At 71.7% G+C, this 12,827-nt stretch carries 8 protein-coding genes and 1 pseudogene; 2 read left to right on the forward strand and 7 right to left on the reverse strand.

All coding sequences use genetic code 11. The features are described from left to right. The 6 genes and pseudogenes from J1C73_RS09010 to pyrG all read right to left on the reverse strand — a co-directional run. A pseudogene (locus tag J1C73_RS09010) lies at positions 1 to 331 on the reverse strand (hypothetical protein); the annotation flags it as partial. Further along, positions 328 to 1,446, reverse strand: coding sequence for a ParA family protein (locus J1C73_RS09015; RefSeq protein WP_207315870.1), 1,119 nt, complete (start codon positions 1,444 to 1,446; stop codon positions 328 to 330). The gene J1C73_RS09015 and the pseudogene J1C73_RS09010, both read right to left, overlap by 4 nt. 401 nt (positions 1,447 to 1,847) lie before the next feature. Continuing rightward, positions 1,848 to 2,963, reverse strand: a complete 1,116-nt coding sequence (gene ald / locus J1C73_RS09020) for an alanine dehydrogenase (protein WP_207315875.1) — start codon at positions 2,961 to 2,963, stop codon at positions 1,848 to 1,850. A 143-nt stretch (positions 2,964 to 3,106) separates the two neighbouring features. Beyond that, the gene (locus J1C73_RS09025) at positions 3,107 to 5,170 is read right to left on the reverse strand and encodes a tetratricopeptide repeat protein (RefSeq protein WP_207315871.1); all 2,064 of its coding nucleotides are present in this window, start codon (positions 5,168 to 5,170) and stop codon (positions 3,107 to 3,109) included. A gap of 206 nt (positions 5,171 to 5,376) precedes the next feature. Beyond that, a complete protein-coding gene (locus tag J1C73_RS09030) occupies positions 5,377 to 6,003 on the reverse strand; it encodes an NUDIX domain-containing protein (RefSeq protein ID WP_207315872.1) in 627 nt (208 codons plus the stop codon). Positions 6,004 to 6,091: 88 nt separating this feature from the next. After that, entirely contained in the window at positions 6,092 to 7,765 is a 1,674-nt protein-coding gene (gene pyrG / locus J1C73_RS09035) for a CTP synthase (protein WP_207315873.1), read from the reverse strand. A gap of 408 nt (positions 7,766 to 8,173) precedes the next feature. Between pyrG and J1C73_RS09040 the strand changes: the two genes are divergently transcribed. Further along, complete coding sequence (locus J1C73_RS09040; RefSeq protein ID WP_207315876.1) at positions 8,174 to 9,976, forward strand: glycoside hydrolase family 15 protein; 1,803 nt, start codon at positions 8,174 to 8,176, stop codon at positions 9,974 to 9,976. Between the two features lie 90 nt (positions 9,977 to 10,066). Here the strand turns inward: J1C73_RS09040 and J1C73_RS09045 are convergent, their stop codons facing one another. Then, positions 10,067 to 10,921 carry a sulfurtransferase gene (locus tag J1C73_RS09045; RefSeq protein WP_307797634.1) on the reverse strand — a complete coding sequence of 285 codons (855 nt, stop codon included), beginning with the start codon at positions 10,919 to 10,921 and terminating at the stop codon, positions 10,067 to 10,069. A gap of 292 nt (positions 10,922 to 11,213) precedes the next feature. On the opposite strand from J1C73_RS09045, the gene J1C73_RS09050 reads away from it, so the two are divergent. After that, positions 11,214 to 12,827 (forward strand): PucR family transcriptional regulator (locus tag J1C73_RS09050; protein WP_207315874.1); only part of this gene is annotated, 1,614 nt, incomplete at its 3' end.

Raw genomic sequence — 12,827 nt, forward strand, 5'->3', positions numbered from 1 at the left:
CGGGCGCGGGAACCGGCTCCTGCGAGGACGGCACCTGCGGGCGGCGCCCGGCCTGTGCGGCCACCGCGACCCGGTCGTTCTCAGCGCCCCGGCTGCGCGAATCGCCCGCGTCGGCCCTGGCCGCGGAGTGCTCCTCCTGCGCGGAGGGAGCCGTTCCCGCGGGGGCCTCGGAGCCCGTCCCCGGGGCGTCGGCCCCGGAATCGCTCTCGCCGGCCGGTGCGGGCACCCGGGCCTCGCCGTTCGCCTTGCGCCGCCGCTCCGCGGGGGAGGAGGACTGCAGCCCCATCCCCCCGGTGGTACGGAACAGTTCGTCGGCCCCCGGCAGACTCACTCGGCGTGACACCGGGCGAGCACCTCCCTGGCGAGCTGGCGATAGGCGGCGGCACCGACCGAGTTGGAGGCGTACGTGGTGATGGGCTCGCCGGCGACCGTGGTCTCCGGGAAGCGGACCGTGCGCCCGATCACCGTGTGGTACACGTGATCGTCGAAGGCCTCGACGACACGCGCGAGGACCTCGCGGCTGTGCACCGTACGGGAGTCGTACATGGTGGCGAGGATGCCGTCGAGTTCCAGCTCGGGGTTGAGCCGCTCCTGGACCTTCTCGATGGTCTCGGTGAGCAACGCCACACCTCGCAGGGCGAAGAACTCGCACTCGAGCGGCACTATGACCTTGTGCGCGGCCGTCAGGGCGTTCACGGTGAGCAGGCCCAGCGAGGGCTGGCAGTCGATCACGATGTAGTCGTAGTCGGCCATCAGCGGCTTCAGGGCGCGCTGCAGGGTGGACTCCCGGGCCACCTCGCTGACCAGCTGGACCTCGGCGGCCGACAGGTCGATATTGCTCGGCAGCAGGTCCATGTTGGGCACGGCGGTCTTCAGGAGGACCTCGTCGGCCGCCATGCCCCGCTCCATGAGCAGGTTGTAGACGGTGAGGTCGAGCTCCATCGGGTTCACGCCGAGACCGACCGACAGGGCTCCCTGCGGGTCGAAGTCGACGAGCAGGACACGCCGTCCGTACTCCGCGAGCGCGGCACCCAGATTGATGGTCGACGTGGTCTTGCCGACGCCGCCCTTCTGGTTGCACATCGCGATGATCTTCGCGGGGCCGTGATCGGTCAGCGGGCCCGGGATCGGGAAGTAGGGCAGGGGCCGGCCGGTCGGGCCGACTCGCTCGCGGCGCTGCCGGGCGGCGTCGGGCGCGAGAGTGGCCGCGTACTCCGGATCGGGCTCGTACTCGGCGTCGGGGTCGTAGAAGCGCCCTTGGGGCGCCGCGTCGAAGTCGGCGAAGTGGGCGGTGTCCCGGCCACTCTCGTTGCCGGCCATGGCGTTCACGTGTAGGCCGTCCATCATCTGGGGGGCTGTCGTCATGTGCTGGTGGGTGGCGAAGGTGCGGACAGCGACGGAGCCGACAGCCTCCAGCCCGTTCGGGCTCTGGCCCCGTGCAGGCATCCCTGGATGAACACCCCCGGGAGTAAATGTCGACTCATTCACAAGTCGTCTTACCTCCTTGGACGTGACCAGGAAACTTATCGATAGGTCAGCGTGGCACCATGCCGACGATTGGCGACTCTATGGCGTGTCACCGGTCCGCAGCAACACAATCCGCCGGACCCGGCCCGATGTGTCGGCAATCGAACACCCCGCTGTCAAGGGCGCGCAGCCCTCCGGGCACACTCTTCACGGGTGCACGAATCGGTTAAAGGGTTACGTTCGAGGCGAGTTGCGCGGGGCCCGCAAGAGCCCCGACACGCCTCCGGCCGGACCTTGCTCGGCAAGGTCCGGCCGGACGCACGAGGTTGACGGGAAGCGGAAGAGCGCCCCCGCCACTCCCTTCGGAAGGCGGTGGGCCGTCAGCCGAGGAGCGCGCTCAGTTCGACATGGGCGAGGCCGTGCGCCTCCGCCACCTCACGATAAACGACCTGCCCGTCATGGGTGTTGAGCCCCTTGGCGAGTGCGGCGTCACGGCGCAGCGCCTCGGCCCAGCCGCGGTTCGCCAGCTCCACGATGTAGGGCAGCGTCGCGTTGGTGAGGGCGTACGTGGAGGTGTTCGGCACCGCGCCCGGCATGTTGGCGACGCAGTAGAAGACCGAGTCGTGAACCATGAAGGTCGGCTCGGCGTGCGTCGTCGGGTGGGAGTCCTCGAAGCAGCCACCCTGATCAATTGCAATGTCGACAAGTACACTTCCGGGCTTCATCTTGGCGACGAGCTCGTTGGTGACCAGCTTCGGGGCCTTCGCGCCGGGGATCAGCACGGCGCCGACGACCAGGTCCGCCTCGACGACGGCCTTCTCGAGTTCGAAGGCGTTGGAGACGACCGTCTGCACCTTGGTGCCGAAGATCCTGTCGGCCTCGCGGAGCTTGTTGATGTCCTTGTCGAGCAGCGTGACGTGGAAGCCGAGACCGACGGCGATCTGCGTGGCGTTCCAGCCGGAGACACCGCCGCCGATGATGACGGCCCGCCCGGCCGCCGTACCCGGGACACCGCCGGGCAGCACGCCGCGGCCGCCGACCGAACGCATCAGGTGGTACGCGCCGACCTGCGGGGCCAGCCGGCCCGCGACCTCGGACATCGGGGCGAGCAGCGGCAGCGCGCGGTTCGCGGTCTCGACGGTCTCGTAGGCGATGGCGGTGGTGCCGGACTCCAGCAGCGCGTCCGTGCACGCGCGGGAGGCGGCGAGGTGCAGGTACGTGAAGAGGGTCTGGCCCTTGCGGAGGCGGTGGTACTCCTCGGCGACCGGCTCCTTGACCTTCAGCAGCAGGTCGGCGGTGGCCCAGACCTCGTCGGCGGTGGGCAGCATCCGCGCCCCGGCCGCGACGTACTCCTCGTCCGTGATGGAGGAGCCGGCCCCGGCGCTCTCCTCGACGACGACCTGGTGGCCGTGACGGACGAGCTCGTGCACACCGGCAGGCGTGATCGCCACGCGGAACTCGTTGTTCTTGACTTCGCGGGGGATGCCGACCTTCACGTCGATCACGGTCCTTGACTCAGAGGGTTACCCGGACATGGCACTACATACCCGGATATACGCAGCGTAAATGGAGACACCGCGAACACCCGCGGCAGAGCCAGTCTAATGAAGGGCTTCCCGCTGTCTAGCCTTACAAAGCATTAATTTTCCGTCACCGCACTACGGATTTCGTAGGTTGCACTCTTCTCGCCCAGCAATCTGTCGGCCGCACCCCGGTGCAGTGCCGCGGCTGCCGGGTCACCGAGCCGGTCCAGCGTGTCGGCCAGCCGCAGCTCAAGGGCGGCCTGCAGCCGTACGTCCTTGGCCTGCCGCGCCCACTCCACGGCCTCCCGGCAGGTCTGCAACGACTCCTGCGGACGGCCCGCGTACTCCTGGACCCGGGCGACCTCACTGAGCGCCCGCGCCTGGGCGAGCAGATCGCCGAGCCTGCGGTAGCCGGCCGCCGCGGCCCGCCAGTTCCGCAGCGCCTCGCCGTACCGGCCGGAGTAGGTGTGGACGGTGCCGAGGCGCCCGTACAGCCGCGCCTCGTCGGCCTTCTCGCCCTGGGTCAGCCGCTGGGCGAGCGCCCGGCCGTACCAGTCGGAGGCCCGGTGGAAGTCCCCCAGCTCCGCGTAGGCACCGCCTACGGATTCCATCGCGCGTCCGGTGGCGTACGGATCCTTCGCGGCCCGTCCGGCATCCAGCGCGGCCCGGTAGCGGGCCAGCGCCTCCCGGGTCCGGCCGGTCCCGGCGTCCAGGTCGGCGAGGTTGAGCAGGGCCGCCGCCCGTTCGCGCGGCAGCTCGCGCCGCTCGGCGACCGCCAGCACCAGACCGTGCAGTCCGTACAGCTCGGGCGCGGCCGCCTCGGTGCCTTCGTGCACCGCCAGCGCCCGCACCAGCGCGGCCACCAACCGCCTTGCCAGCGTGTCGAGTTCACCGTTCTCCACGGCGATCCGGGCGGAGGCGAGCAGTGCGGGGCGGCGGATCCGCAGCCATTCGGCGGCGGCCTCGGGGCCCGGGAAGCGCAGGGAGCGCGGCAGCCCGGCGAGTCTGCGCCGGGCCGGGGAGCCCTCGGGTTCGGTGACCGCACGGCAGGACTGGAGCCGGCGCACGGTCCGCTCCAGCATCCTCGCCTGCGCGAGCTGGATCTCGCCCGGCCGGTCCCGGTCCTCCAGCAGCGCCCGCAGCAGCGGGGCCAGGCAGCCGGGCACCTCGTACTGCGGCCGGCCGGCCCCGTCGCCGCGCAGCACCCCGAGCCGCACGAAGTCGTCGAGCGTGGTCTGGGCGGCCGAGACGGAGCAGCCGGCCAGCGCGGACGCGGTGTGGGCGTCGGCGAGTCCGGCCGGGGCGAGGGAGAGCAGTCGCAGTATCCGGGCGGCGGTCGGCGGCAGTGAGTCGTGGATCAGCCGGAAGGCGCGGGCCAGCGGACGGGCGCCGGTGGACTGCTCGGCGTCGTCCGGCAGTTCCCGAAGCTGCTTGGTGACGTCGGCCACCGAGGCCGTCGGGTGGGCGGCCAGCCAGCCCCCGACCATGACGAGTGCGGCGGGCTGACCTCCGCACTCCTCGGCCAGCGTCTCGGCGGTCCGCGGATCGACGGTGATGCGGACCTGTCCGATGGTGCGGGCGAGCAGCTGGACCGCCGGCCCGGCCTCCAGTCCGCCGATGGTGCAGGGGCGGACGCCGGGGATACCGGTCAGCGGGCCCTGCGCGGTGGCGACGACCAGGCAGTCCGGGTTGTCCGGGAGCAGCGGGTCGACCTGTCCGGCGTCCGGCGCGTCGTCGATCAGGAGCAGGGCCCGGCGTACGGCGAGGGCCTCGCGCACCATCTCGGAGAGTTCGTCCTCGTCCGCGCCGGGCGGTCCCACCACGTCCAGCTGGCCCAGCAGGTCCCGGGCGGCGCGTTCGGTGGGGACCGGGGCGCCGCCGGGTTCGGTGAGCCGGACGCGGAGCAGGCCGTCGGGGTAGTCGCCGGTGCCGAGCAGCCGTCGGGTGAGTTCGCCGGCCAGCGCGGTGCGGCCGGAACCGGGGCGTCCGGCGATCAGCAGGACCCGGGCCCGGCCGCTCTTGCGGCCGGCCATGGTGTCCAGTCCGGCCCGTTCGATGTCGGCCCGGAGCTCCTTCAACTCGCGCTCGCGCCCGAAGAATTGGGTTGGTTCGACGACGGCCGGCTCCTCGGTCCCCGCTGCCTCGGCCGGGCCGCTGGTGTCCACCGCCTGATCCGTCACGGGCCACGCTCCACTTCGCTGCACGCGTCGCCCGCCGGGACTCCGGTCAGGGCATTCCGAGCGTAGTTCAGGCGGGTGGGCGAATCCGGTGGAGCGCGGCGGATACATCCCTCGATCGGATCAGCATTTTTTCCGATCGGGAGAACTCCGGGTGATCCCGGGGAGCGGCCGCGCGGCGGCGGCTCCCCGGGATCACCGACGGTCCGTCAGGCCTCGAACGGCCGGGCGGGCCAGGGCGCCTCGGCGGGCCGCAGCGATTCGACCCCGTCGCCCGCGAGCACCGCGGCGAGCGACAGCACTCCCACCACCAGGCAGTTGTTGTGCAGGTCCCCGGCGAGCACGCCTCGTACGAGGTCCTGGAGCGGCACCCTGGCCAGCTCCATGTCGGCCTCCTCCTCGGAGACCTCGAAACGCTCACCGTCCGCCTCGGAGATGTTCCGGGCGAGGAAGATCCGTACGGCTTCGTCGCAGCCGCCCGGCGTGGTGTAGACGTCGGTCAGCACCCGCCAGTCCTCGGCCTTGACGTACGCCTCCTCGTAGAGCTCGCGCTGCGCGGCGTGCAGCGGGTTCTCACCGGGGACGTCGAGCAGTCCGGCCGGGATCTCCCACAGCTTGTGACGCACCGGGTGGCGGTACTGGCGCAGCACCAGGACGCGGCCCTCGTCGTCGAGTGCGAGCACGGCGACCGAGCCCGGGTGGACCTGGTAGTCGCGGCGCACGACCGTGCCGTCCGGCATCGCGACGTCATCGGTGCGGACGCTGGTCTTGTTGCCCCGGAACGGAGTCTCGGTCGCGGTGACCGGCCACTCCTCGGGCGTGTCCTGGAAACCCATCTACGTCCTCCCACAAAAAACAGTGACCGGGGCACCCGTCCTCGAAGGACGCGTACCCCGGTCAACCGTAACGCCTGCGGGGGTGCCGTTACTTGCCCGGCGTGCCCTCGGCCGCGGCGCCCGTCCTGCGCGCGACGGCCGCCTTCACCAGGCCCGCGAACAGCGGGTGCGGGCGGGTCGGGCGGGAGCGCAGCTCCGGGTGCGCCTGGGTGGCGACCAGGTAGGGGTGGACCTCGCGCGGGTACTCGACGTACTCGACGAGCTTGTTGTCCGGGGAGGTGCCGGAGAAGACCAGACCGGCCTTCTTCTCCAGCTCGGCGCGGTAGGTGTTGTTGACCTCGTAGCGGTGGCGGTGACGCTCCTCCACGTACGGCTGGCCGTCGTACGCCTCGCGGACCAGCGAGCCCTCGGCGAGCTTCGCCGGGTAGAGGCCGAGCCGCATGGTGCCGCCCAGGTCGCCCGCGCCCTCGACGTACGCCAGCTGCTCCTCCATCGTCGAGATGACGGGGTGGGAGGTGGCGGCGTCGAACTCGGTGGAGTTGGCGTCGGGGATCTCGGCGAGGTTGCGCGCCGCCTCGATCACGATGCACTGGAGACCGAGGCAGAGGCCGAGCAGCGGCACCTTGTTCTCACGGGCGTACTGGATGGCGCCGACCTTGCCGATCACGCCGCGCTCGCCGAAGCCGCCCGGGATGCAGACGGCATCGACGTCACCGAGCTGCTTCTTGGCGCCCGCCGGGGTCTTGCAGTCGTCGGAGGCGACCCACTTGACCTTGACGCGGGCCTTGTTGGCGAAGCCGCCGGCCCGGATGGCCTCGGTGACCGAGAGATAGGCGTCGGGCAGGTCGATGTACTTGCCGACCAGGGCGACGGTGACCTCGTGGTCGGGGTTGTGGACGCGGTCCAGCAGATCCCCCCAGGTGGTCCAGTCCACGTCCCGGAACGGCAGGTCGAGCTTGCGCACGACGTAGGCGTCCAGGCCCTCGGAGTGCAGCACCTTCGGGATGTCGTAGATCGACTTGGCGTCGGGGCAGGCCACCACGGCGGCCTCGTCGACATCGCACATCAGCGAGATCTTGCGCTTGATCGCGGTCGGCACCTCGCGGTCGGCGCGCAGCACGATCGCGTCCGGCTGGATACCGATGTTGCGCAGCGCCGCCACCGAGTGCTGGGTCGGCTTGGTCTTGAGCTCACCGGACGGACCGATGTAGGGCAGCAGTGAGATGTGCACGACGAAGACGTTGTCCCGGCCGACCTCGTGGCGGACCTGGCGGACGGTCTCCAGGAACGGCAGCGACTCGATGTCGCCGACCGTGCCGCCGACCTCGGTGATGACGACGTCGACGTCGTCGGTGGCCATGCGGCGGATGCGGTGCTTGATCTCGTTGGTGATGTGCGGGATGACCTGCACGGTGTCGCCGAGGTACTCGCCGCGCCGCTCCTTGGCGATGACCTGCGAGTACACCTGGCCGGTGGTGACGTTGGCGGAACCGTCGAGGTCCACGTCGAGGAAGCGCTCGTAGTGGCCGATGTCCAGGTCGGTCTCGGCGCCGTCGTTGGTGACGAACACCTCTCCGTGCTGGAAGGGGTTCATCGTGCCCGGGTCGACGTTCAGATAGGGGTCGAGCTTCTGCATGGTGACCCGAAGGCCGCGCGCCTTGAGCAGGGCACCGAGGCTGGAGGCAGTCAGACCCTTGCCGAGGGAAGAGGCGACACCCCCGGTGACGAAGATGTGCTTGGTCGTCGTGGATGTGGGCTGCATAGCCAAAGGGGGCTCCCGTGGTCGCGATCGTGAGGTGCGTACCGGCGTTGCCGTCCGGAGATTTCCGGAGGCGCCGTCGCTGCGGTTCGGGGGCCTCGTCTGCTGTCGCTAGACGACCACCGGTCCACGGGCTACCAGGGTAACAGCGACGAGGGGAGCCTGCTTCCGGCCACACCCGACACAGTCACCACACACCATCACCGCATGTCTCTCACGCCGCACCCGTTCGGCTCATCTCTCTTGTCAAGACCGTCGCGCGGATCACCCGGGTGCGTCGTATCCTGCTCGGACACTCGCTCCGGGCGAGGTATGAGCTCGCAGGTTCCCCCACATCAACCCCTAGCAACGACCTCTTGACCCGCAGTAAGCGCCCTACGGGGCGACATGGCCGTTCGACTGGAGATGCACGTGGCCGGGCGCATCGAGGATTACGCACTCATCGGAGACATGCAGACCGCAGCCCTGGTCTGCCGGGACGGCACAGCCGACTGGCTGTGCCTGCCCCGCTTCGATTCACACGCCGTCTTCGCGGGACTTCTGGGCACCGAGGAGCATGGCTTCTGGCGCCTCGGACCGGCCCGCGCCGAGGGAGCACAACCGCCGTCCGCGGACCGCCGCCGATACCGCGGCGACTCACTGATCCTGGAATCGGAGTGGGACACGCCGCGCGGCACGGTCAGGGTGACCGATTTCATGCCGCCGCGTGACGGCGCACCCCAGCTGATCCGGATCGTGGAGGGTGTCAGCGGCCGGGTGCCGGTGCGCTCGGAGCTGCGGATGCGGTTCAGCTACGGACGGGTCACTCCGTGGGTGCACAAGGTGGACGGCCGCACGGTCGCCGTCGCGGGACCCGACTCGGTCTGGCTGGACACCACGGCCGAGACCTTCGGCGAGAACCTGACGACGTACTCGGACTTCACCGTCGCCCCCGGTGACCGGATCACGTTCACCATCAGCTGGCAGCCCTCGCACCACGAACCGCCCGCGCTCCCGGACCCGGAGGGCTCACTGGAGGCGACCGCGGACTTCTGGCGCGAGTGGGTCGAGCAGTGCACGTACCACGGGCCCTACCGCGAGGCCGTGGTCCGCTCGCTGATCACCCTGAAGGCCCTGACGTACGCACCGACCGGCGGCATCGTCGCCGCGCCCACCACCTCCCTGCCCGAGGACATCGGCGGCTCCCGCAACTGGGACTACCGCTACACCTGGCTGCGTGACGCCGCGATCACCCTCTCCTCACTGCTGCGCACCGGCTACCGCGAGGAGGCCCGTGCCTGGCGCGAGTGGCTGCTGCGGGCGGTCGCGGGCGACCCCGAGAACCTGCAGATCATGTACGGGATCGCGGGCGAGCGGGAGCTGGGCGAGGCCGAGCTGGACTGGCTGCCGGGTTACGAGAACTCGGGCCCGGTCCGGGTCGGCAACGGCGCCGCGGGCCAGCTCCAGCTGGACGTGTACGGCGAGGTCACCGAGGCACTGCACCTCGCGCACATGACGGGGCTGACCCGTAACGACTACGCCACCGGCCTCCAGCTCAAGCTGATCGAGTACCTGGAGAAGCACTGGGAGGAGCCGGACGAGGGCATCTGGGAGGTGCGCGGGCCGCGCCGGCACTTCGTGCACTCCAAGGTGATGGCCTGGGTGGCGGTCGACCGGACGATCAAGCTGATCGAGGCCGGGGACGCGGAGGGGCCGCTGGAGAAGTGGCGCGGGCTGCGCGACGACATCCACCGCGACGTCTGCGAACGCGGTTTCGACAAGGAGCGCAACACCTTCACCCAGTCCTACGGGTCGAGGGAACTGGACGCCTCCCTCCTGCTGATCCCCCAGATGGGTTTCCTGCCGCCCGACGACAAGCGGGTCATCGGCACGATCGAGGCGATCCAGCGGGAGCTGTCCACCGAGGACGGCTTCGTGCTCCGCTACCCCACCACGGGCGACAGCGCCGGTGTGGACGGCCTGGAGGGCGACGAGGGTGCGTTCCTGGCGTGCTCGTTCTGGCTGGCGGACGACCTGGCGATGATCGGCCGGGTCGACGAGGCCCGCCAGCTCTTCGAACGGCTGCTGTCCCTGCGCAACGACCTGGGCCTGCTGGCCGAGGAGTGGGACTCGCGGCTGCAGCGCCAGGTGGGGAACTTCCCGCAGGCGTTCAGCCATGTGCCGCTGATCGACACGGCACTGCGGCTGACGGCGAGTGGGGCGTACGTGGGCTGACGGCGACGCTGCGGTGTGCCGGAGGGCTCACCGCAGCGGGTCCGGGGCGCCGGTGAGGCGCGCACCGGACCGGCCGGCCGGTCCGGGCTGTCAGGCGCTCCGCGGTCCCGTCACGACGGGGCGCCGCTCCGAGGGCAGTCCCCACTCGCTCCAGGAGCCGTCGTACACGGCCGGCTCGCGGTATCCGGCCAGCTCCGCCCCCAGCGCCAGGACGCAGGCGGTGACACCCGATCCGCAGCTGAAGTACAGCCGCCTCCGGTCGCCCGCCAGGGCGCCGAACTCGGCGCGCAGCTCGGCCGCCGGGCGCATCCGGCCCGCGCGCTGGACCTCGCCGAACGGCAGGTTGACCGCCCCCGGCATATGGCCGCCGCGCAGCCCCGCACGCGGTTCCGGGGCCGTACCGAGAAAGCGTTCCCGTGACCTGGCGTCGAACACGGCGGCCGCCGGGTCGGCCAGCGCCTGCGCCACCTCGTCGGCGCCGACGACCAGCCCCGCACGCGGCGCGGCCGTGAAGTCACCCCGCTCCGCGGCGGCCGCGGGCGCACCGCTCTCCAGCGGCAGGCCGGCCCCGGCCCAGCCGGGCAGACCGCCGTCGAGCACGGCCACCCGGTCGAAGCCCATCGCCCGGAGCATCCACCAGGCCCGGGGGCTGGAGTAGATGCCCGCCCCGTCGTAGACGACGACGGTGTCAGCAGTGCGCAGGCCCAGCGAGCGCAGCTCCTCGGCGAACCGGGCCGGGTCCGGCATCGCATGGGGCAGCGGGACCGAGTGGTCGCAGAGCGCACCGTCGATGTCGAACGGCCGCGCCCCCGGAATCCGCTGCCCGGCGCCCCGGTGCGCGCCGACCGAGGCGTCGAACACCAGCAGTCCGGGCGTGCCCAGCCGCTCGGCGAGCCAGTCGGTGCCGACGAGCGGGCCGGGCAGCCGGACGGGCGGCCCGGTCACGGGCGTCTCCCGGCCGGCTGCTCCGGCATCGTGCTGATCCGGCCGGTCCGCGCGGGGCCGTACGTCGTCGTCCACTGTTCCCCCAGTCCCCGGGGTACGGGCCCGAGTGCCCGCACCGCACAGGATTTTCAAGATCGCAGCGGCTCCGGCCACTGTCAACAGCGGCCCGTCCGGTCAGCACGGCGGCGGGGGGCCGCGCCGCCCCGACGCCGCCGACAGCGCCGGGGGCCGGTACCTTCCTGATCAGGGCGTCCGCCCGATCCGACCCGACCGAAGCGCGAGGCCAGAGCCAGTGGAGACCCAAGGCGGCATCACCGTTCAGCGGGCCCTCGAACTGCCGGGGCTGCGCAGCGGACTCCCGGAAGTGGTGTCCGGCGCCGACCGGCTCAGCCGTACGGTGCGCTGGGTGCACGCGGGCGAGGTCCCCAACATCGCCTCGCTGCTCAAGGGCGGCGAGCTGCTCCTCACCACCGGTCTGGGGCTCGGCGCCCGCCCCGCCGAGCAGCGTGCGTTCGTCCGCAGGCTCGCCGACCGCGGCATCGCCGCCCTGGTGGTGGAGCTCGGTCCGCGTTTCAGCAGGCTGCCCGCCTCGATAGTGGACGCCGCGCGCGCCGCCGGGCTGCCGCTGGTCCAGCTGCACCGCGAGGTGCCGTTCGTGACGGTGACCGAGGAGATCCACACCGAGATCGTCAACGGTCACTACGCACTCCTCCAGCAGGCCGAGGAGGTCCACCGGCGCTGCACTCAGGCGCTGCTCGGCGGTGGCGGGGTACCCCAGGTGCTGGGCATCCTGGCGGACTTCACGGCCAATCCGGTGTTCCTGGAGACGGCCGACGGCCAGCTGCTGTACGCGGCGGGCCCCGAGTCCGGGCCGGTCTCCGCCGATCCGCTCCAGGTCTGGGACGGGATGCGCGGCGGCCGGGCGGCCCGTGAGTCGCCGCCCGTCGGCGCGGTGCTGGCGGATGTGCCGGGCGGCGGTCCGGGGACCGGTTCGGTACGGGCCCGGCTGGTCCTGCTGGCCGTGGACGGGCCGCTGGTGACGGTGCACCGGATGGCGGCGGAGCGCGCGGCGGGCCTGCTCGCCGTGGTGCTGATGCAGGCCCGCCAGGAGGAGGAGCTCGCGGCGCGCGGCCGCGGTGACTTCCTGACGGATCTGGCGGAGGGCCGGATCGCCCCCGAGGACGCCCCGGCGCAGGCCCGGGTGCTGGGCTTCAAGCCGGGCGAGATGCCCCTGCTGCCCGTGGTGATGCGGCTGGCCCCCGAACTGTCCCCGTCCGGCAACTGGGCGCTGCTGGCGCGCGCGGTCCTGGAGGAGCTGTCCTCGGTGGGTGTCCCGGTGCTGCTCGGGGTGCGGCCGGTGGAGGGCCGGGTGCCGCTGCTGCTGGCGCTGCGGACCGAGACGGAGCGTACGGCGGTGGCCGACCGGGTCGCCGCGGCGCTGCGGGCCGGTGTCGAGCGGGCCGGTCTGGAACGGGCGGGCTCCCATCCCCCGGTCGTGGTGGTCGGGGTGGCGGGCAGCTGGGCGACGGCCGGTGCGGGGCTCCGGCACGCGTCGGAGACGGCCACCGCGGCGCAGGGGCTCAGCGACCGGCCCTGGTACGACGCCCGGCGCCTCGACATCGATCTGCTGCTCTGGCGGCTGCGCGACCATCCGGATCTGGCGGCGTTCGTCGAGCGGGCGATCGGTCCGCTGCGCGATCACGACCGCACCTCGCGCCCGCCGCTGCTGCCCACGCTGGAGACCTATCTCGCACATGCGGGCCGCAAGGCTGAGACGGCGCGCGAGCTGCACCTGAACCGTCAGACGCTGTACAACCGGCTCGCCCGTATCGGTGAACTTCTCGGCACCGATCTGGACGACCCACAGGCGGTGCTGGCCCTGAGCCTGGCCCTGCGCGCCCGCCGC

It is taken from the genome of Streptomyces laculatispora (genome assembly GCF_017353455.1).
In the GTDB taxonomy this organism is placed as follows: domain Bacteria; phylum Actinomycetota; class Actinomycetes; order Streptomycetales; family Streptomycetaceae; genus Streptomyces; species Streptomyces laculatispora.

Coding starts and splice junctions, on each gene's coding strand:
- J1C73_RS09015 (WP_207315870.1), bottom strand. CDS start 1,446: ATGCCTGCACGGGGCCAGAGCCCGAACGGGCTGGAGGCTGTCGGCTCC.
- pyrG (WP_207315873.1), bottom strand. CDS start 7,765: ATGCAGCCCACATCCACGACGACCAAGCACATCTTCGTCACCGGGGGT.
- J1C73_RS09030 (WP_207315872.1), bottom strand. CDS start 6,003: ATGGGTTTCCAGGACACGCCCGAGGAGTGGCCGGTCACCGCGACCGAG.